Annotated in this window: 17 protein-coding genes; 9 read left to right on the top strand and 8 right to left on the bottom strand. The window is 68.3% G+C overall.

Translation table 11 applies throughout. The features are described 5' to 3' along the window. The 4 genes from BN948_RS20685 to BN948_RS20670 all read right to left on the bottom strand — a co-directional run. The coding region (locus BN948_RS20685; protein WP_420319435.1) for a two-partner secretion domain-containing protein at positions 1 to 392 on the bottom strand (392 nt) is incomplete at its 3' end. 215 nt (positions 393 to 607) lie between these two features. After that, entirely contained in the window at positions 608 to 1,705 is a 1,098-nt protein-coding gene (locus BN948_RS20680; protein ID WP_009517095.1) for a M14 family metallopeptidase, read from the bottom strand. Then, a complete protein-coding gene (locus BN948_RS20675) occupies positions 1,702 to 2,922 on the bottom strand; it encodes a M20 aminoacylase family protein (protein WP_009517094.1) in 1,221 nt (406 codons plus the stop codon). Before BN948_RS20675 ends, BN948_RS20680 begins: the two co-directional genes overlap by 4 nt. 100 nt (positions 2,923 to 3,022) lie before the next feature. Then, entirely contained in the window at positions 3,023 to 4,171 is a 1,149-nt protein-coding gene (locus BN948_RS20670) for an ABC transporter substrate-binding protein (protein WP_009517093.1), read from the bottom strand. Positions 4,172 to 4,318: 147 nt separating this feature from the next. Here BN948_RS20670 and BN948_RS20665 point away from each other — a divergent pair, with 147 nt between their 5' ends. From BN948_RS20665 to BN948_RS20655, 3 genes are read left to right on the top strand one after another with little or no spacing between them, the layout of a single operon-like run. Beyond that, positions 4,319 to 6,370, top strand: a complete 2,052-nt coding sequence (locus BN948_RS20665) for a molybdopterin-containing oxidoreductase family protein (RefSeq protein WP_009517092.1) — start codon at positions 4,319 to 4,321, stop codon at positions 6,368 to 6,370. After that, entirely contained in the window at positions 6,370 to 7,440 is a 1,071-nt protein-coding gene (locus tag BN948_RS20660) for an aminopeptidase (RefSeq protein ID WP_009517091.1), read from the top strand. The genes BN948_RS20665 and BN948_RS20660 overlap by 1 nt, the downstream gene beginning before the upstream one ends. A 20-nt stretch (positions 7,441 to 7,460) precedes the next feature. Beyond that, positions 7,461 to 7,796 (top strand): polyhydroxyalkanoic acid system family protein, encoded by a 336-nt coding sequence (locus tag BN948_RS20655; RefSeq protein ID WP_009517090.1) that lies wholly within the window; start codon positions 7,461 to 7,463, stop codon positions 7,794 to 7,796. 4 nt (positions 7,797 to 7,800) lie between these two features. On the opposite strand, the gene BN948_RS20650 is transcribed toward BN948_RS20655, so the two are convergent. Then, positions 7,801 to 8,055: an acyl-CoA-binding protein gene (locus tag BN948_RS20650; protein WP_009517089.1), complete on the bottom strand. Its 255-nt coding sequence runs from the start codon at positions 8,053 to 8,055 to the stop codon at positions 7,801 to 7,803. 99 nt (positions 8,056 to 8,154) lie between these two features. Between BN948_RS20650 and BN948_RS20645 the strand changes: the two genes are divergently transcribed. Beyond that, a complete protein-coding gene (locus BN948_RS20645) occupies positions 8,155 to 9,648 on the top strand; it encodes a wax ester/triacylglycerol synthase family O-acyltransferase (protein WP_009517088.1) in 1,494 nt (497 codons plus the stop codon). A gap of 3 nt (positions 9,649 to 9,651) precedes the next feature. On the opposite strand, the gene BN948_RS20640 is transcribed toward BN948_RS20645, so the two are convergent. Together BN948_RS20640 and BN948_RS20635 are read right to left on the bottom strand one after the other, a co-directional pair. Next, positions 9,652 to 10,422, bottom strand: coding sequence for a type III pantothenate kinase (locus BN948_RS20640; protein WP_009517087.1), 771 nt, complete (start codon positions 10,420 to 10,422; stop codon positions 9,652 to 9,654). A gap of 52 nt (positions 10,423 to 10,474) precedes the next feature. After that, positions 10,475 to 11,143 carry a helix-turn-helix transcriptional regulator gene (locus tag BN948_RS20635; protein ID WP_009517086.1) on the bottom strand — a complete coding sequence of 223 codons (669 nt, stop codon included), beginning with the start codon at positions 11,141 to 11,143 and terminating at the stop codon, positions 10,475 to 10,477. A 183-nt stretch (positions 11,144 to 11,326) separates the two neighbouring features. Between BN948_RS20635 and BN948_RS20630 the strand changes: the two genes are divergently transcribed. Beyond that, entirely contained in the window at positions 11,327 to 12,574 is a 1,248-nt protein-coding gene (locus tag BN948_RS20630) for a sensor histidine kinase (protein WP_236953871.1), read from the top strand. Further along, positions 12,565 to 13,551: a response regulator gene (locus BN948_RS20625; protein ID WP_009517084.1), complete on the top strand. Its 987-nt coding sequence runs from the start codon at positions 12,565 to 12,567 to the stop codon at positions 13,549 to 13,551. The genes BN948_RS20630 and BN948_RS20625 overlap by 10 nt, the downstream gene beginning before the upstream one ends. A gap of 91 nt (positions 13,552 to 13,642) precedes the next feature. Here the strand turns inward: BN948_RS20625 and cqsA are convergent, their stop codons facing one another. Next, the gene (gene cqsA / locus BN948_RS20620; protein WP_009517083.1) at positions 13,643 to 14,884 is read right to left on the bottom strand and encodes an alpha-hydroxyketone-type quorum-sensing autoinducer synthase; all 1,242 of its coding nucleotides are present in this window, start codon (positions 14,882 to 14,884) and stop codon (positions 13,643 to 13,645) included. A gap of 499 nt (positions 14,885 to 15,383) precedes the next feature. Here cqsA and BN948_RS20615 point away from each other — a divergent pair, with 499 nt between their 5' ends. From BN948_RS20615 to BN948_RS20605, 3 genes are all read left to right on the top strand, one after another. Continuing rightward, entirely contained in the window at positions 15,384 to 16,502 is a 1,119-nt protein-coding gene (locus BN948_RS20615; RefSeq protein ID WP_009517082.1) for a TRAP transporter substrate-binding protein, read from the top strand. Between the two features lie 65 nt (positions 16,503 to 16,567). Next, positions 16,568 to 17,191 carry a TRAP transporter small permease subunit gene (locus BN948_RS20610; protein ID WP_009517081.1) on the top strand — a complete coding sequence of 208 codons (624 nt, stop codon included), beginning with the start codon at positions 16,568 to 16,570 and terminating at the stop codon, positions 17,189 to 17,191. Next, a complete protein-coding gene (locus BN948_RS20605; RefSeq protein WP_009517080.1) occupies positions 17,191 to 19,203 on the top strand; it encodes a TRAP transporter large permease subunit in 2,013 nt (670 codons plus the stop codon). Before BN948_RS20610 ends, BN948_RS20605 begins: the two co-directional genes overlap by 1 nt. The last annotated feature ends 4 nt before the right edge of the window (positions 19,204 to 19,207 follow it).

Here is a 19,207-nt window from a genome sequence, read left to right as displayed (position 1 = left end):
TTGGCGATGACGACCTCGGCGCGCTGGCCGGCGACTTCGATGGGGCCGTTGAGGAAGCTGGGGTTGCTGGAGTTGACTTCGTTGAGGATGACGCGGGCGGGACCGGTGGCGAGCCAGGGGTTGGCGGGGACGGCGCCGCCGAGCTGGCTTTGCGCACCGGTGCGACTGTTGTTGAGGATGGCGCCGGAGGAAGAAACGTCGAACTGGCGGTAGGTGTTGCGCGAGACACCGGCGGCGCTGGGCGTGGTGATGTTGATCAGCGGCACGCCGCCACCCACTGAGAGGATGGTGGGGCGCTGGCTGCCCGGGGCAGAAGGGTCGGCCAGGATCTGCGACCAGGCCTGTGGGCTGGTGAGCGGGCTGCTCAGGGCCAGCGCTATCGCCCAATGCACAGTGCATGGCAGCCCGCGCGCGGGCTTGAACACCACACGATGGTGCCTCTGCTGCTTCTTCACTCGTCCACTCCCTGATGCAATCAACGACGCCGTGCCCATGCACGGCTGCGCGCGATCACATCAGGAGGAGGCCTGGGACTCCATACCGCGAAGGCGGTAGGTCACAGAAACTTCAGGTCAGGGATTCTTGAGACCAAGAACCCCGAGCGCACTCACCCCGCCAAGCCATCCACCGCCTGGAACAGGGCCTGGCGCGCCTGGCTCACGATCTGTCCGCGCCAGGCATCGGTGTCGGTGTAGAACGCGTCCTTCACACGCTGCTTGATGGCGGCCTGCAACTCGGCGGGCGCGTCGGGGTGCTGGTGCAGCCAGTGGTCGCCGCGCAGCGAGCCGATCACCTCGGGGATGGGCACGGTGCCGTACTCCAGCGCGATGCCGGTGTACTCGGCCTGCGGGCACTCCGCGTACACGGCGGCCCACATCATGCCGGTGAGCTTGGCGGAGGTGGACGAGCCGTCGTAGATGGAGGTGATGGGCGTGGCGCCATCGCCGCCCCACCAGTCCTTGGCGCGCTGGAACGCGGCGGCGTCGTCGCGGCAGGCGAAGATGCGTTCGCCCAGGCCGCTGGGGCCCAGCCCGGTGTGCAGATCGATCCAGGCCACGCGGCGCGCGCGGCCGGCGTGTTCGCGCAGCACCTGGCGCACGGTGGTGTTGTTCCAGGTGGGCGCGGTGCCGCCGAAGAACAGGCCGTCGGCGAAGCGGTGCTGGCCGATGGTGATGGCGGCCTGGAAGGCGGTCATGCCGTGCTCGGCGATCCAGGCCTGCACGGCGGCCTCGTTCTCGGCCGTGGGCGGCCATTGCTCGGGCAGCAGCAGGTGGTGCAGTTCGGCGTAGGCCTCGTTCACCGGCAGGGGCTTCGAGAAGTCCTGGAAGTTGCGGTTGAGGTCCACGTTTTCGTGCGTCACGCGGCGCAGCCAGGAGAAGCCATGCGGGTTGAGCGCGTGGATGTAGAGCACCGCCACACCCGCGTCGCGGGCCTTGGCGCGCCACTCGGCGTCGTGCGCGGCGTACACCTGCACGCCCGAGCCACAGAAACCTTCGACGCCATGGCAGGCGCTGCTCACGATGAGCAGGTTCTGCGCATCGGGCGAGCCGTCGAGCGCCGTGTCCATGGCCAGGGTTTCGCCCTCGCGGCCCTTGAGGGGGTGTTCGTGACTGCGAATGGCCATGCCCGCCGTGGCGGCGGCTTCGAGGAACTTGATGCGGGCCTTGGCGTATGAGGGAGAGAAAGCGTCGCGGATGTCGATCACGCCGCACCCCCGGTGGCGCGCGGCTGGGCCAGCCACTTCTCGGCCAGGCGCACCCAGTAGGTGGCGCCCAGGGGAATCAGGTCATCGTTGAAGTCGTAGCTCGGGTTGTGCAGCATGCAGGGGCCTTCTCCGTGGCCCATCTCGCGATGGGTACCGTCTCCGTTGGCGATGAACACGTAGCAGCCGGGCTTGGCCTGCAGCATGTAGGCGAAGTCTTCCGCGCCCATGGTGGGCTCCTGGGCGAGCACGCGCTCAGGCCCCACGATCTCGGCCAGCACCTCGCGCGCGAAGGCGGTCTCCGCCGGGTGGTTCACGGTGGGCGGGTAGTTGCGGTTGAACTGGAATTCGCAGGTGGTGCCGTAGGCCGCGCAAAGGTGCTCGGCGATTTCCTTCATGCGCCGCTCGATCAGGTCGAGCACCTCGTAGGTGAAGGTGCGCACGGTGCCACGCAGCTCGGCGCTGTCGGGCACCACGTTGTTGGCCTCGCCGGTGTGGATCATGGTGACGGAGATGACACCCGCGTCCACCGGCTTCTTGTTGCGCGAGATGATGGTCTGGAAACCCATGACCATCTGGCAGGCCACCGGCACCGGGTCGATGCCGTTGTGCGGCATGGCCGCGTGCGCGCCCTTGCCGCGAATGGTGATGGTGAAGTCGTTGCTGGAGGCCATGACCGGGCCGGTGCTGGCCGCGAAGTTGCCGGCGGGCAGGCCGGGCCAGTTGTGCATGCCGAACACCGCCTCGACGGGGAATTCGGTGAACAGGCCGTCCTTGATCATCTCGCGCGCGCCGCCGCCGCCCTCCTCGGCTGGCTGGAAGATGAGGTAGACGGTGCCGTCGAAGTTGCGGTGCTTGGCGAAGTGCTGGGCCGCAGCCAGCAGCATGGCGGTGTGGCCGTCGTGGCCACAGGCGTGCATCTTGCCGGCATGCTGGCTGGCGTGGGCGAAGTGGTTGTGTTCCTGCATGGGCAGGGCGTCCATGTCGGCGCGCAGGCCGATGGCGCGGCCACAGGCGCCGCCATCACGCCCGTGCACGATGCCGACCACGCCGGTGGTGCCCATGCCGCGCCGAACGGGGATGCCCCATTCGGTGAGCTTGGCAGCCACCAGGTCGGCGGTGCGCACCTCTTCGAAGCAGAGTTCGGGGTGCGCGTGGATCTCGCGCCGCACGGCCGCGATGCCGGCGGCCTGGGTGACGATGGAATCGATGAGTTTCATGACCGGTCTCCGAAACCGGGCATGGTAGCGGTAGCAAGCGCCACCGCACGCGCCGGGCGCGACAGCCCCATGCGGCCGTCGGGCAAGGCCCGGGGGCCCTTCAGCGGCGGATGCGCCCGTCCTCGGTCAGCAGGGTGAGTTCGACGAACTTGGAGCCGGTGTGCTTGTTCGGGCCGAAATCGACCGGGAAGCCGCCCAGGTCCAGGCCGCGCAGGCCCTGGATGGCGGTGATGAAGCCCTCGCGAGTGACGCCACGGCCCGCGCGGTTGAGCGCCTCGGTGAACACCTTGGCGGCCACGTAGCCTTCGATGCCCGAGTAGTTGGGCGCGCGGCCCTGCTTGGCGCGCACGGCGGCCAGGTACTCGCCGGAAATCGACGACACCGGGCTGTACGGAAAGGGCATGACCTGGCTCACGGCCACGCCGCGCGCGTCCTTGCCGAGTTCGTCTAGCAGCGCCTGCGTGCCCACGAAAGACACGTTGTAGAGGTTGCCGGCGAAGCCTGCCTTGCGCGCCTCGCGAATGAAGGCCGCGCAGGACTTGTAGGCGCTGATCTGCACGATGGCCTCGGGCCGGCCGGCCATGATGGACTTGATGGACTCGGCCACGTCCACCGTGTTGCGCTCCACGGTGCCGGTGGAGGCCGGCTCCATGTTGAGCGCCTTGAGCGCGCGCGAGACGCCCTCCAGGCCGGCCTTGCCGTAGGCGTCGTTCTGGTAGAAGACCGAGATGCGCTTGATGCCCACCTGCGTGAGCTGGCGCACGATGGCGGCGGTCTCGTCGAAGTACGACGCGCGCACGTGGATGGCGTAGCGGTTGAAGGGCGTGCGCAAGGCTTCGGCGCCGGTGAAGGGCGCGAAGAACGGGACCTTGGCCTCGGTGGCCAGTGGCAGGGCCACCACGCTGGTGGGGGTGCCGATGTAGCCGAACAGGGCGAACACGCCCTCGCCGACGAACTGCTTCGTATTGGCCACGCAGCGGTCGGGCTCGTAGCCGTCGTCCAGGCGCTTGAGTTCGATGCGCCGGCCGTGCACACCACCTTTGGCGTTGAGTTGCTCGAAGAACAGCTGGGCACCCAGGTGGAACTGCAGGCCCAATTGCTCTGCCGCCCCGCTGAACGGGGCCGACTGGCCAAGCACGATGGCACTGTCGGTCAGGCCGGCCTGGGCATCGGCCCGCAGTGGCAGCAGGCTCAGGGCGGGCAGAACGGCCGCGGATCCGGTGGCGGTCAGAAGTTGGCGACGTCTCATGGCGGTTTCCTCGTGGGTGGACCGGGCTCTGATACCCCGCAAGGGTATAAACAGCAGTTCATATGCGGGCTGGCGCATCCGCCAAGCGGCGCCCGGAGCGGGGCCAGCGCGGCGGCCTATGATCTCCCCGCCACACCAGACCCCGTCATGACCGAAGCATCACCTGTTGTTCGCGGCGCCTGTCCCCACGACTGCCCAGACACCTGCGCCCTGCTCACCACCGTGGACAACGGCCGCGCCGTGCGGGTTCAGGGCAACCCCGCGCACCGCCACACCGATGGCGTGCTGTGCACCAAGGTCTCGCGCTACGCCGAGCGCACCCACCACCCCGATCGCCTGCTGCAGCCCCTGCGCCGCACCGGCCCCAAGGGCAGTGGGCAGTTCGAGCCCGTGTCTTGGGACGAGGCGCTGGACGACATCGCCGCCCGCCTGAAGGCCATTGCCGCGCGCGACCCGCAGGCCATCCTGCCCTACAGCTACGCCGGCACCATGGGCCTGGTGCAGGGCGAGGGCATGGCCGCGCGCTTCTTTCACCGCCTGGGCGCGTCCTTCCTGGACCGCACCATCTGCGCCTCCGCCGGCAGCGAGGGCTTGACGCAGACCCTGGGCGGCAAGGTGGGCATGAAGGTGGAGCACTTCGCCGAGGCGAAGCTGATCCTCATCTGGGGCAGCAACAGCATCGCCAGCAACCTGCACTTCTGGAAACTGGCCCAGCAGGCCAAGCGCGACGGCGCGCGCCTGGTCTGCATCGACCCGCGCCGCAGCGAGACCGCCGAGAAGTGTCACGACCACCTGGCGATCCGCCCCGGCACCGACGCGGCGCTGGCGCTGGCGCTGATGCACGAACTCATCGCGCACGACTGGCTGGACCACGACTACATCGAACGCCACACCCTGGGGTGGGACGGCCTGCGCGAGCGCGCCCTGCGATGGCCGCCCGCGCGTGCGGCCGAGGTTTGCGGCATTCCCGAGCAGCAGATCGTTGACCTCGCGCGCGCCTACGGCACCACGAAACCAGCCGCGATCCGCCTGAACTACGGCATGCAGCGCGTGCGCGGCGGCGGCAACGCGGCGCGTGCCGTGGCCTGCCTGCCGGCACTGGTGGGCGCCTGGCGGCACCGCGCGGGCGGCGTGCTGCTGTCCAGCTCGGGCCAGTTCCCGGTGCGCAAGGCGGAGCTACAGCGCCCCGACCTGCTGGCCGGCCGTGCGCCGCGCACCATCAACATGACCACGATCGGCGACGACCTGCTGCGCGAGGCCTCGCCGGACTTCGGGCCGAAGGTGGAGGCGCTGATCGTCTACAACAGCAACCCGGTGGCGATCGCGCCCGACTCCAGCCAGGTGGTGAAGGGTTTCGCGCGAGAGGACCTCTTCACCGTGGTGCTGGAGCACTTCCAGACCGACACCGCCGACTACGCCGATTACGTGCTGCCGGCCACCACCCAGCACGAGCACTGGGACATCCACACCGCCTACGGCCACACCGACGTGCTGCTCAACCGCCCCGCCATCGCCCCGCAGGGCCAGGCGCGCAGCAACACCGATGTGTTCCGCGCCCTGGCCACGCGCCTGGGCTTCGACGAGCCCTGCTTCGCCGAGGACGACCTCACGCTGTGCCGCACGGCCTTCGGCGACCGCATCGATTTCCAGCAACTGCTCGACGTGGGCTGGGTCACGGTGCCGGTGCCCGAAGCGCCCTTCGCCGACGGCGGTTTTCCCACGCCCTCGGGCCGCTGCGAATTCCACAGCGACCGCCTGGCCGCCATGGGCCTGGACCCGCTGCCCGACCACGTACCCAACGCCGAGCCCGGTGGCACGCACCCCGATTACCCGCTGGCGATGATCTCGCCGCCTGCGCGCAACTTCCTCAACAGCAGCTTCGTCAACGTCACCAGCCTGCGCGACATCGAGGGCCAGCCGCGGCTGGAGATCCACGCCGACGACGCCGCGCCGCGCGGAATCGCCAGCGGGCAGATGGTGCGCGTGTTCAACCAGCGCGGCGAATACCGCTGCGTGGCCGAGGTGTCCACGCGCGCCCGCCCGGGCGTGGTCAACGGCCTGGGCATCTGGTGGCGCAAGCTCGGCCCCTTCGGCACCAACGTCAACGAAGTGACCAGCCAGCGCCTGACCGACCTGGGCCGCGCGCCCACCTTCTACGACTGCCACGTGCAGGTGGCACCGCTGGAGGCCCGCCACTGATGCGCGCGGTCGGCCTGGCGCTGCTGCTGGCGGCGACGGCGCTGGCCACCGGATGCGCGCGCACGCAGGGCGCGGGCTACTACTGGCAATCGGTCACCGGCCACGTCGACCTGATGTGGCGCGCGCGCCCCGTGGACGACTGGTTGGCCGACGAGGGCACGCCGGCGGCGCTGCGCCAGCGGCTCGAGTTGGCGCGCCGGCTGCGCGCCTTCGCGGTGAGCGAACTGGGCCTGCCCGACAACGCAAGCTACCACCGCTACGCCGACCTGGAGCGCAATGCCGCCGTCTACAACGTGGTGGCCGCACCACCGCTCTCGCTCACCCTGCAGACCTGGTGCTTCCCGGTGGCCGGCTGCGTGGGCTACCGCGGCTACTACCGCGAGGACGACGCCCGCGCCTTCGCCGCCAGCCTGGGCGAGGGGCTGGAGGTGGGCGTCTACCCCGTGCCCGCCTACTCCACGCTGGGGTGGATGAACTGGGCCGGCGGCGACCCGCTGCTCAACACCTTCATCCGCTACCCCGAGGGCGAGCTCGCGCGCCTGCTGTTCCACGAGCTCGCGCACCAGGTGCTCTACGCGAAGGACGACACCAGTTTCAACGAGTCCTTCGCCACGGCGGTCGAGCGCATCGGTGTGCAACGCTGGTTCGCGCAGGCGTCCACACCCGCGGCGCGCGCGGAGTACGAGGCCTTCGACCAGCGCCGCCGCGCCTTTCGCGCGCTCACGGCGTCGGTGCGGGCGCGCTTGCAGGCCGTCTACGGCGACGCCACGCTGGACGACGCCGCCAAGCTGGTGCGCAAGGCGCAGGTGATGGCCGACTTCCGGCGCGAATACGAAACGCTCAAGGCCTTCTGGGGCGGCTTCGCGGCCTACGACCCCTGGGTGGCGCGCGCCAACAACGCCCTGCTGGGCGCGCAAGGTGCCTACGACCAGCTCGTGCCCGGCTTCGAGGCCCTGTTCGAGCGCGAGGGCCGCGATTTCGCGCGCTTTTATGATGCGGTGCGCACCCTGGCCGCCCTGCCCAGGGAAGAACGGCACCAGCGCCTGCAGGCACTGACGATCACCCGCTGACCACCCGGAGACACCGCCCCATGGCCGACATCCACATCGAACGCGAACACGCCCTGGGCCTGCCGGCCGCGCGCAAGCTCGCCTGGAAATGGGCCGAGCAGGCCGAGGAAGAGTTCGACATGAGCTGCACCTACGAAGAAGGCGCCCGCGAGGACGCCGTGCAGTTCACCCGCTCCGGCGTCAGCGGCTGCCTGCGGGTCGAGAGCGACCGCTTCGTGCTCGACGCCAAGCTGGGCTTCCTGCTCGGCGCGTTCAAGGACCGCATCGAGGCCGAGATCGTGAAGAACCTGGACACGCTGCTGGCGGCGAAGAAGCCCGCCGCGAAGAAGGCGGCCACAAAAAAGAAAACCGCCTGAGCGTTCAGCTCAGGCTGTCGATCAGGTCGATGTATTGCTGCATCGCGTCGTCCGATGACGCGCCTTTGAACCCGTTCCAGGCGTCCCACTTGGCGCGGCCCACCATGTCGCTGAAACCGGGCTTCTTCTCGGTGTTGTCGCCCGCAGTGGCCTGCTTGTACAGGCCGTAGATCTTGAGCAGCGTGGCGTTGTCGGGGCGCTCGCTGAGCTTCTTGGAATTGGCGACGGCGGTCTCGAAACGGGCTTTGAGGTCGGACATGGGGTCTCCTGAGGATAGGCACCGCGGGGATGGCGGTTTCTCCCGGTATCTTACGGAGCGTGGCCTGCCCACAATAGAGATCCCACCCGAGGAGACACCATGGACCACCGCGTCGCGGCCGTCACGCAGGCCCTGAGCAGCACGCTCGGGCTTCAGGGCGAGCGCATGAGCAAGGTCGACACCGCCTGGCTGCGCATGGATTCGCCGGCCAACCTCATGATGATCGTGGGCGTGTGGGTGCTGCAGCCCGGCCTGGCGCGCGAGGCCCTGGCGCAACGCGTGAGCGAGCGCCTGCTGCCCTACCGGCGCTTCCGGCAGATCGCGCGCGAGGACGCGGCCGGCGCGGCCTGGATCGACGACGCCGACTTCGACCTCGCACGCCACGTCACCACGCACCGCCTGAGCCGCCGGCGCGGGCAAGGCGAGCGCGAAGCGCTGCAGGCCCGGGTGGGCCAGCTCGCCGTGCAGCCACTGGATCACCGCCACCCGCTGTGGCAGTTCGAGCTGATCGAAGGCTATGCCGGCGGCTCGGCGTTGATTGCGCGCATCCACCACTGCATCGCCGACGGTATCGCCCTCATCAGCGTCATGATGAGCCTGGTGGACGGCGGCGCGGCCCCGGCGCCGCGCGCCCGGCGCGCCAAGGCCCCGGCCAACGGCGCCGAGGACTGGCTGGCCGACACGCTCATCCGCCCGCTGGGTGATATCACCGCGCGCGCGCTGGAGGTGGCCGGCGGTGGCGCAGCGAAGTCGTTCTCGCTCATGGCCACGCCGCAGCAGACCCTGGCCGGCACGGTGGACCAGGCGGTGGAGCTGGCCCACGTCGGCGCACAGCTCGCCAGCGACGCTGCCGCGCTGGCGCTCATGCCCGACGACTCGCCCACGCGGCTCAAGGGCACACCTGGCGCCGTGAAGCGCGTGGCCTGGTGCGAGCCGATCCCGCTGGACGCGGTCAAGGCCATCGGCCGCGCCTTCGACGCCTCGGTCAACGACGTGCTGCTGTCCTGCGTGGCCGGCGCCATCGGCCAGTACTTGCGCGGCCACGGCGACGACACCACAGGCCAGGAAATCCGCGCCATGGTGCCCATCAACCTGCGTCCGATGGAAGACGCCTGGAAACTCGGCAACCGCTTCGGGCTGGTTCCGCTGTTGCTGCCCATCGGCCTGACGAACCCGCTCGAGCGGCTGTATGCGGTGCGCGCGCGCATGCGCGGGCTCAAGGGCAGTCTGCAGCCACTGCTCACGTTTGCCTTGCTGTCGGTGGCCGGACTGCTGATCAAGCCCGCGCAGGACGCCCTGCTCAACCTCTTCGGCCGAAAGACCACGGCCGTGATGACCAACGTGCCGGGCCCGGGGAAGAAGCTCCGCTTCTGCGGCAGCACGCTGGAGCAAACCATGTTCTGGGTGCCCCAGTCGGGTACGGTGGGCCTGGGCGTGTCGGTGCTGAGCTACGGCGGCGGCGTGCAGTTCGGCGTGATCGCCGACACCGCGCTGTGCCCCGACCCGCAGGCCATCATCGACGGCTTCACCCCAGCCTTCGAGCAGTTGCTGGCCCTGACCCTGATGCTGCCCTGGGGTCCTGAGCCCGATTAGGGCTCAGGCCACCGCCAGGCGCTTGTTCGCGATGTGCAGCAGGCCGTCGAAGATCAGGCTTTCCACCAGCTCGACCTCGGTGGACATGGACGGCGCCATCTTCCAACCCGCCCCGCCGGTCATGAAGACCTCGGGCGCTTCACCGCAATGCTGGCGCAGGTTCTCCACCATGCGTTGCACCGCGCCCGCGATGGCGAAAGTGCCGCCGCTGGTGAGCGCGTCGCTGGTGTTGGTGGGAAAGTCGCGCACCTCGCCGGTGGGCACGTGCAGGCCAGCGGTGCCCGATTCGAGCGCGCGCAGCATGATGCCGTGCCCCGGCAGAATGAGGCCGCCGAGGAACTTGCCCTCGGTGTCGATGGCTTCGACCGTGACAGCCGTGCCCACCATGACCACCACACAGGGCCGCGGCCGGCCGTGCGCCAGCAAACGCTGGCGGGCGCCGATCATGGCCACCCAGCGGTCGGAGCCGAGCCGCGCGGGGTGATCGTAGCCATTGACCACGCCGGCCTCGGCGTTGCCCGACACCACCCACTGGGGCGTCACGTCCCACATTTCCAGTTGTTCCTCGACGCGGCGCTTGACCGCGTCGCCGGCCACGATGCAGCCCAGCACCCAGCGCGGGGCTGGCAAGCGGCTCCAATCGCCCTCGTCCAGGGTTTCGATGTTCTCGAGGAACTGCGCACCGTGCGTGATGAGCCGGGCGCCGACGCGCGGCTCGTCGTACAGCGCCCACTTCAAGCGCGTGTTGCCGACATCCAGGGCGAGAAAGGCCATGGGGCGCGATTATGACAACGGCTTGACCCGCCCGCAGCGCGGCGGGGCTGGATCAGATCAAGCCCAACCAGCAGGCCCGCTGCACCGCACCCAGCTTGTTGTCCGTCTGCAGCTTGGCCATGGCATTGGCCAGGTGGTAGTTCACCGTGCGCTCAGAGCAGTCCATGCGCAGCGCGGTCTCTCGCGCCGTCAGGCCTTCGAAGGCGAGGTTCAGGCTTTCGAGCTCGCGCGGGCTCAGGCTGACGCGCTGCTCGGCCAGGGCGCGCTTGAGCATGGGCCAGACGTTGAACACCGACCAGGCCAGCGTGGCGGCCTCCAGCCGGCTGTCGTAGGCGCGCGGGCTGAACATGAAGCACTCGAAGGCCCGGCCGGCTGGCAAGGGGAAGGCCACCCGCACCAGGCTCTGCTGACCGTGGGCCAGAAACAACCGGCGCCAGCGGCTGGCATGTTCCGCGGCCGACTTGGAGATATCCTGCCAGGCAACAAGGGGCGCGTCGCTTTCCCGCCAACTCGCACCGAAGTCCGTGCTGGCGGCCAGCGCCTCGGCGGGAGCCAGCATGCGCGGCGGGTGAACGGCCAGCAACTCACGGCGCTCACTGGGCCCCAGGGGGTCGGGCCCGAGCACCAGAACGACCTCGACACCCTGCTCACGCAGCGCCATGAGCCAGTCGGCCAGGATGCTGTCGACGCCGACACTGTCAAAGTTGACAGGGAGTGTCATGGGCGCCTGGGCTCACAAGGTTGCAGAATGCGCGCAACTCGGGCGTCGTGCATGGCATCCGTGAGCGTCCAGTCAGGACAGGAGAGCATATTGCGGCTGAACCGGTTGCAGTGGAAAAGCGGGTGGGCAAGGTGGCGGCAGTGGCTGCTCGACGAAGTCGTGCACACGCCGCTGGAGCCCATTTTGCACCCATCGCCCCGCCGGCTGGTGTGGATCGGCTTCTTCACGTTCAGCGGGCACCTGCTGATCTACTGGATCTGGGCGCATGCCGTGCCCCAGCCGTACGAGAACCTGGCCGCCCGCCTCATCATGGCCTTCCTGGCGCTCATCTACCTGATGCCCGGCCTGCGCCGCGACCCGACCTCGGCCATGAGCGGGCGCCTGTTCAGCCTGGCCACCTGGATCCAGTTGCCCTGGTTCTTCAGCTGGATGTACGCCATGAACGGCGGCAACCAGGCCTGGCTGGGTAGCGTGGCGGCCATGGTCCTCATCTACTACCACGCCACCGACTGGCGCCTGGCCACGCTGGGACTGCTCACGGGCGGCGCGGCGGGCCTGTACACCTCGCACCTGATGGGCGCCACGCCGGTCGGACCCGACCAACCCCTGGCCAACGTCGTGGTCATCGCCTTCGCCTGGACCATGGGCCTCATGCTGGGCATCTCCAGCGCCAACCTGCGCCGCGCGCGGCTGCTCAATACGTTGTCCACCATGGGCGTGATGGCGCACGAGCTGCGCACACCGCTGGCCACGGTGAATCTCATGGGCGACGTGCTGCGCAACCTGTCGCAGCACGACGTGAGCGATGCCAAGCGCAAGAAGTTCGAGGAACTGGCCACGCGCTTGCAGAATCTCGTGCGCAGCATGAACCGCCAGATCGACACCCAGATCTCTAACGCCCAGTTGCTGCGCCTGCCGCGCGAACACAGCGCCATCCAGGCGGCCGAACTGGTGCAGGAGGTGGTGGCCAGCTACCCCTACCGCAGCTCGCGCGAACGCGACTGCGTGCGCGTGCAGGTGCAGCAGGACTTCTGCTTCATGGGCTCGCGCTCGCTGTTCGCCCAGGTCGTCATCAACCTGCTCAAGAATGCCCTGCACGCCCTGGCCGCGGCCAGTCACGCGCCGCAGCCCGGCGACCTGCGGGTCGACGTGGGGATCCACCACGGCAAGGGTCGTATCGCGGTGTCCGACGACGGCGTCGGCATCTCGCACGAACTGCAGAACCGCATCTTCGAACCCTTCTACTCCTCGCAAGCCGGCGCCGGCAACGGACTGGGCCTCACGTTCTGCAAGAACGTGGTCGAGGGGGCGCACGGCCGCATCAGCGTGCACTCCGAACCCGGGCTGGGCGCTGTCTTCATGATCGATCTGCCCTTGACCACCACGGCGCCCGTGCGGCCCGCCGCCACCGCGCAATCCCAATGGCTCTGACACTTTCCCTCTTCCAGCGGCCAGGGGGCGTTCTGTTCCTGGACGACGACCCGGACTACCTCGACATGCTGGGCATGGTGGTGCCCGCCCAGACGCAGGTGGAGCTCTACTCCCGGCCAGCGGGCTTTCTGGCGCGCATGCAGTCCGAGCCGGCCCACTGGGAGGCCGACGCCGCGCTGCAACTGCAGATGATCGACCGCTGGCGCCAGGGCCAGGCCCTCATTCCGCAGGTGCTGCGCTACTGGGCCAGCCGCCCCGAGCGCTACCACCTGGCCCAGGTCTGCGTGGTCGACTACGCCATGCCCGGCACCGACGGGCTCACTGTCCTCAACACCTTGCTCGACTGGCCGGGCGCGCGCGTGCTGCTGACCGGCCAGGCCGACGAACAGATCGCTATCCAGGCCTTCAACAACGGCCTGATCGACCAGTTCGTGCCCAAGCAGGCCACCGACATCACTCGTCACCTGCTGGGCGTGCTGCGGCGCCTGGCCCAGGCGCCGCACCCGCGGCTGAACACCCTGTGGCGCGGCGTGCTGCGGCCCAATCAGCTCTCGCTGCTGCAGATCCCGTCGGTGGCGCAGTGGCTGCGGGACTACACGCACCACCACTGGGTGGAGTACGTGGTCATCGGCGAGCCCTTCGGCCTGGTGGGCCTGGACATGGCCGGCCAGGTTCACTGGTTGCAACTGGAGCCCACTTCCAGCCTGCCGGACCTGGCCGACCTTGCGGCCTCGGCCGCGCTGGGCATGGACGTGGTGCAATCCATCCGATCCGGCCAGCGGCTGGCCGCCGTGGAGTTGCACCAGCACCTGGGCCTGTCCGGCAGGGTGCGCACGGCCCCGGCCATCGCCATCGGTGAAGATGGCCTTCTCATGGCCGCGCCGTTCCAGCTCGAGCCCGCTGAGCTGCCCCAACCGATCTATCCCTACCGCAACTTCCTGCAGTCCGAGAACCACCGGATGGTGCAGGACAGCTAGGCCCCCCCACGCTCCGCCGCTGCGCGGGTCGCTGCCCCCCCGAGGGGGTTGATCCGCCTTGGGGCGGCCCGGCGGCGGATCGCGGGCGTGTTCAGTCGGCCGCGCCCGCGCGGGCGCGGCGCGCTATCGGCCACTCCCACGGCTGCACGATGGGCGCCACCTCGCGCAGCACGGCCTCGATGTGCTCGATCTCGGCCTCGGTGAGCGCGGCACTCAGCGTCAGGCGCACCATGGCGCGGTTGCGGCTGGTCGCTGGCGCGCAGAAGATCGCGCCGAACACACCGCGCGCCTCCAGTTCGTCACGCAGGCGCATGGTCTCGGGCTCGGTACCCGCCTCAAGGGCAATGATCTGCTCGGTGCCCTGGTGAATGGGGTAGCCCATGTCGCTGATGCTCGCGCGCAGGCGCCTCGTGATGGCCATCAGCCGCTCGCGCTGGGCGTCGGCGCGCTGCAACACGCCCACGGTGGCGCGCAGGCCGGCCACCTCGTGCGGCAGCAGGCAGGAGCTGAAGATGTTGGGGAAGCTCGAGCTCAGCACGTAGTAGCGCATGCTGGCCGGCATGGTGAAGAAGCCGGCGCGCCCGGCCATGGCCTTGGCCAGGCTGGCGGTGATGAAGTGCACCCGGTCGGTGAGGCCCAGCTCGGCGCACAGGCCGGCGCCGCGCGGGCCGTGCGTGCCCAGCGAGTGGGATTCGTCCACCAGGATCATGGCGCCGTGCTTTTCAACCACCTCGACCATCTCGCGCAGCGGGCACAGGGCGCCCGTGGTGCTGTAGACCGAGTCCACCACCACCACGCCCGGGCCCTTCTTGGCCAGCACGCGGTCCAGGTGGTCGGGGTCGTTGTGGCGGAACGGCGACGCCGGCGCGCGCGCGGCGTGCGCTCCCTCCCACAGCGAAGTGTGGGCCATGGTGTCGATGTAGACCGGGGTGTCGGCGTTGGCGATGGCCTGCAGCAGGCCCACGTTGGCGGAGTAGCCCGACTGGCAGACGAGCGCGTCTTCCTTTCCGACCCAGTTGGCCATTTCCAGCTCGAACGCGCGCGAGGGGTGCTGCGCCAGCAGGAACACACCCGACTGCACCACGAACTCGGTGTTGCGGGTGAGGGCCGCCACCTGGGCCGAGACGATGTCGGGATGGCCAGTCACGCTCAGGTAGTCGTTGCCGTCCAGGCGCACCGCATTGGGACCGGGTTGGCTGCCGTGCAACACGAACTTGCCTCCCCAGTGCCCTTCCCATCGCGGCGCGAAGTCGCGCTGGATGCGGGCGCGCAGGGCGGGGTTGAGCGGCGGGTCCTTCGGCGCCGCAAGTTCGAGCATTCCCAACGTAGTCATGGAGTTCCTTTAGAAAGCCTTTAAAAGGCCCGAGGGCTCCATTGAAAAAAGGAATGTGTGACGGATCGCACAAACCCTGTCAGGATTGACAGGGGGTATGACGCTTTCGACTCATATTTGAGGCTGCAAAACCGACCAGTGGTCGGATGAGCGCCCCTTTTCAGCAACACTTTGTGGCTGGTTTTCCGTCTCGTTACTGCCCCCGGACGCCGCGCTGGGCCTGCTGCATTGCAACAGCACCAGATCGGGGCATCGGTTCGACTGCCCCCGCTAGCCATGTTTGGTTGCGGCTGCCCCTCCACTTCGCATGATGAAAGCCTGAAGAATTTCAGCGTCGCTTTCAAAAAAATTCATGCGCCCACAACCCTGGTTCTCCTCGTGTGGAGAAGGCGGACAAGAGGCTGACAGCGTCCTCACCGCTCGGTGAAAACCCTGTCTTGGTAAGCATGCTCGCGGAAGGATGATCCCCGCTCCACCTGACCCTCACTGGAGACAACCGATGTCCGAGAAGAAATCCGTCACGTCCCGCCGCGGCGTGCTCAAGGGTGCTGCCGTCGCCACTGGTGCCATGGCTGTGCCCATGGTCGCCACTGCGCAGACCACCACGCTTCGCTTCCAGTCCACCTGGCCCGCCAAGGACATCTTCCACGAGTACGCGAACGACTTCGCCAAGAAGGTCAACGACATGGCCGGCGGCAAGCTCAAGATCGAGGTGCTGCCCGCGGGCGCCGTGGTGCCGGCCTTCCAACTGCTTGAGGCCGTGGCCAAGGGCACGCTCGACGGCGGTCACGGCGTGATCGCTTATCACTACGGCAAGAACTCGGCCCTGGCGCTGTGGGGCTCGGGTCCGGCTTTCGGCATGGACCCGAACATGGTGCTGGCCTGGCACTACTACGGCGGCGGCAAGGACCTCGTCGACGAGATCTACAAGTCGCTGAACATGGACGTGCAGTCCTTCCTGTACGGCCCGATGCCCTGCCAGCCGCTGGGCTGGTTCAAGAAGCCGGTGGCCAAGGTCGAGGACATGAAGGGCCTGAAGTTCCGCACCGTGGGGCTGGCGGTGGACGTGTTCACCGCCATGGGCACCGCGGTCAACCCGCTGCCTGGCGGCGAGATCGTGCCGGCGCTGGACCGTGGCCTGATCGACGCGGCCGAGTTCAACAACGCCTCGTCCGACCGCGTGCTGGGCTTCGCCGACGTGGCCAAGAACTGCATGCTGCAGAGCTTCCACCAGAGCGGCGAGCAGTTCGAGATCCTGTTCAACGGCGCGAAGTACAAGGGCCTCAACGCGGAACTCAAGGCCATCATCGACTACGCCGTGCAGGCCGCCAGTGCCGACATGAGCTGGAAAGCCATCCACCGCAACAGCGAAGACTACATCGAGCTCAAGAAGGCCGGCGTCAAGTTCTACAAGACGCCCGATCCGGTGCTGCGCGCGCAGCTCGCGGCCTGGGACACGACCATCGCCAAGAAGGCGGGCGAGAACCCGCTGTTCAAGAAGGTGCTCGACTCGCAGAAGGCCTTCGCCGCGCGCGCCGGCCAGTGGCAGAACGACTACACCGTCGACTTCAAGATGGCCTACAACCACTACTTCGGCCGCGGCGCGAAGAAGAGCTGATCACCGACTGACAGCCCAGGAAAGGGCGCCCTTGTGGGCGCCCTTTCTGTTTCCCGGAAATCCTCATGCAAAAGCTACTCTTGACGGTCGACGCGATATCGACCTGGTTCGGCAAGGCCTGCGCCTGGTCGGTCGTGGCCCTGACCCTGCTGATCAGTTGGGAGGTCTTCTCCCGCTACGTGCTCAACGACCCGCACGCCTGGGTGCTCGACGCCCAGATCATGCTGTACGGCGTGCTCTTCATGACGGCAGGCGCCTACACCCTGGCCAAGAACGGTCACGTGCGCGGCGACGTGTTGTACGGCTTCTTCCGGCCGCGCACGCAAGCCACCATCGACCTGACGCTCTACGTCCTGTTCTTCCTGCCCGGCATCGTGGCGCTCACCTGGGCGGGCTGGACCTTCGCCAACGAATCGCTCGCGATCCGCGAGCAGACCTTCAACGCCGACCCGCTGCCGGTCTACCCGTTCAAGTTCTTCGTGCCCATCGCCGGTGCCTTCCTGCTGCTGCAGGGCATCGCGGAAATCATCCGCTGCGTGATCTGCATCCGCACGGGCGCCTGGCCCAGCAAGGAAGAAGACGTGGAGGAAGTCGACGTCGACAAACTCAAGGAAATGGTGCACGTGAAAGACGCCGACATCGAAGCGCTGGACAAGAGCCTGACCCCCCAACAGAAAGGCGGCCAGTGATGACGATCCGCAAGGAACTCTGGTTCGGCTTCATCCTGATGGGGATCATCGTGGCCGGCGTGGTCGGCATGGTGCTCAGCGTCGACACGATGACCAATGGCCACTACGGCCTGCTCATGCTCTCGCTGGTGGTGGTGGCCATCATGCTGGGCTTCCCTACCGCCTTCACGCTGATGGGCATGGGGATGATCTTCACCTTCTTCGCCTACCACTCGGGCGACCAGACCGCGCGCGGAGCGATCACGCAGACGCTGGACCTGATGGTGCAGCGCGCGTTCTCGGTGATGGCCAGCGACGTGCTGATCGCGATCCCGCTGTTCGTGTTCATGGGCTACCTGGTCGAGCGCGCGAACCTGATCGAAAAGCTGTTCCGCAGCCTGCACCTGTCGCTCGCGCGGGTGCCGGGTTCGCTGGCGGTGGCCACGCTGGTCACGTGCGCGGTGTTCGCCACGGCCACCGGTATCGTCGGCGCGGTGGTCACGCTCATGGGCCTGCTGGCACTGCCGCAGATGCTCAAGGGCGGCTACGACACGCGCCTGGCCGCGGGCTCCATCACCGCGGGTGGCTGCTTGGGCATCCTGATCCCGCCCTCGGTGCTGCTGATCGTCTACGGCGCCACCGCCGGCGTCTCCGTGGTGAAGCTGTACGCGGGCGCCTTCTTCCCCGGCCTGATGCTGGCTGGCCTGTACATCGTGTACGTGATCATCCTGGCCAAGCTCAAGCCGGCCTGGGCACCGCCCCTGTCGGCCGAGCAACGGCAGGTACCGCTGCCCGAACCGCTGCTGAAGATCGGCGCCACCGCCGGCAAATCGGCACTGCTCGGCCTGCTGTCGGCGCTCAAGGGGCGCAACAACCAGGGCGTCTCTACCGGCTACCTGCTGCGCCAGCTCGGCGTGGTGCTGCTGCCGGCCGCGCTGTTCGTGGCCGTCGCGGTGCTCAGCTACCCCAGCGCCAAGCCGGTGGCGGCCGACGTGCCGGCCGGATTGGTGCCGCTGGGCCTGGGCGGCCCTTCGCAGGACGCCGGTACAGGTCTGGCCGAGCCTCCAGGGGGTGAGGGGCAAGGCTTGGCCGAACCCGACAGCGGCCTGAGCGAGCCCCCCGGCGACGAGGGCGAGGCGGGCCTGGCCGAACCGCCGTCCGGGGACCAGCCCGAGGCCCTGGGCGAAGCCGAACCCGAACCCGCGAATGGCCTCGCCGAGCCATCGGGCTCGCCCGCCAGCCCGGGCGATGGCGCATCGGATGCCGACACGGCGCCGGGCGGCGCGGGTGCCGGCTACTGGATCGGCGTGGCCGTGGGCGCCCTCGCGCTCGCGGTGTTCTACGCGCTGTTCAGCTACGCCCGGGTCGAGATCTTCAAGATGCTGCTCTCCAGCTTCTTCCCGCTGATGGTGCTCATCCTGGCGGTTCTCGGCTCCATCGTGTTCGGCCTGGCCACGCCCACCGAGGCGGCGGCCGTGGGCGCCTTCGGCGGCTTCCTGCTGGCCGCGGCCTACCGGCAACTCACTTTCTCCGTCGTCAAGGACAGCGTGTTCCTCACCGCCAAGACCAGCGCCATGGTGTGCTGGCTGTTCGTGGGCTCGGCCATCTTCTCGGCCGCGTTCGCGCTGCTGGGCGGCCAGGAACTGGTGGAGCAGTGGGTGCTGGGCATGAACCTGTCCAAGACGGAGTTCCTGATCCTGTCGCAGATCATCATCTTCATCCTGGGCTGGCCGCTGGAGTGGACCGAGATCATCGTGATCTTCATGCCGATCTTCATCCCGCTGCTGGACAACTTCGGCGTCGACCCGCTGTTCTTCGGCCTGCTGGTGGCGCTGAACCTGCAGACCGCCTTCCTGAGCCCGCCCGTGGCCATGAGCGCGTTCTACCTGAAGGGCGTGGCGCCGAAGCACGTGACGCTGAATCAGATCTTCGCCGGCATGATTCCTTTCATGGGCATCCAGATCATCGCCATCGTGCTGCTGTACCTCTTCCCCGGGATCGGCCTGTGGCTGCCTTCGGTGCTCTACAACTGATCAC

The organism is Hydrogenophaga intermedia, from assembly GCF_000723405.1.
Lineage (GTDB): Bacteria > Pseudomonadota > Gammaproteobacteria > Burkholderiales > Burkholderiaceae_C > Hydrogenophaga > Hydrogenophaga intermedia.
Note: the sequence above shows the minus strand (reverse complement) of the source record. Positions and strands in the feature narration are given on the sequence as shown.

Coding starts and splice junctions, on each gene's coding strand:
- BN948_RS20675 (WP_009517094.1), bottom strand. CDS start 2,922: ATGAAACTCATCGATTCCATCGTCACCCAGGCCGCCGGCATCGCGGCC.
- BN948_RS20635 (WP_009517086.1), bottom strand. CDS start 11,143: ATGACACTCCCTGTCAACTTTGACAGTGTCGGCGTCGACAGCATCCTG.
- BN948_RS20650 (WP_009517089.1), bottom strand. CDS start 8,055: ATGTCCGACCTCAAAGCCCGTTTCGAGACCGCCGTCGCCAATTCCAAG.
- BN948_RS20625 (WP_009517084.1), top strand. CDS start 12,565: ATGGCTCTGACACTTTCCCTCTTCCAGCGGCCAGGGGGCGTTCTGTTC.
- BN948_RS20655 (WP_009517090.1), top strand. CDS start 7,461: ATGGCCGACATCCACATCGAACGCGAACACGCCCTGGGCCTGCCGGCC.
- BN948_RS20665 (WP_009517092.1), top strand. CDS start 4,319: ATGACCGAAGCATCACCTGTTGTTCGCGGCGCCTGTCCCCACGACTGC.
- BN948_RS20640 (WP_009517087.1), bottom strand. CDS start 10,422: ATGGCCTTTCTCGCCCTGGATGTCGGCAACACGCGCTTGAAGTGGGCG.
- BN948_RS20615 (WP_009517082.1), top strand. CDS start 15,384: ATGTCCGAGAAGAAATCCGTCACGTCCCGCCGCGGCGTGCTCAAGGGT.
- cqsA (WP_009517083.1), bottom strand. CDS start 14,884: ATGACTACGTTGGGAATGCTCGAACTTGCGGCGCCGAAGGACCCGCCG.
- BN948_RS20645 (WP_009517088.1), top strand. CDS start 8,155: ATGGACCACCGCGTCGCGGCCGTCACGCAGGCCCTGAGCAGCACGCTC.
- BN948_RS20605 (WP_009517080.1), top strand. CDS start 17,191: ATGACGATCCGCAAGGAACTCTGGTTCGGCTTCATCCTGATGGGGATC.
- BN948_RS20610 (WP_009517081.1), top strand. CDS start 16,568: ATGCAAAAGCTACTCTTGACGGTCGACGCGATATCGACCTGGTTCGGC.
- BN948_RS20670 (WP_009517093.1), bottom strand. CDS start 4,171: ATGAGACGTCGCCAACTTCTGACCGCCACCGGATCCGCGGCCGTTCTG.
- BN948_RS20660 (WP_009517091.1), top strand. CDS start 6,370: ATGCGCGCGGTCGGCCTGGCGCTGCTGCTGGCGGCGACGGCGCTGGCC.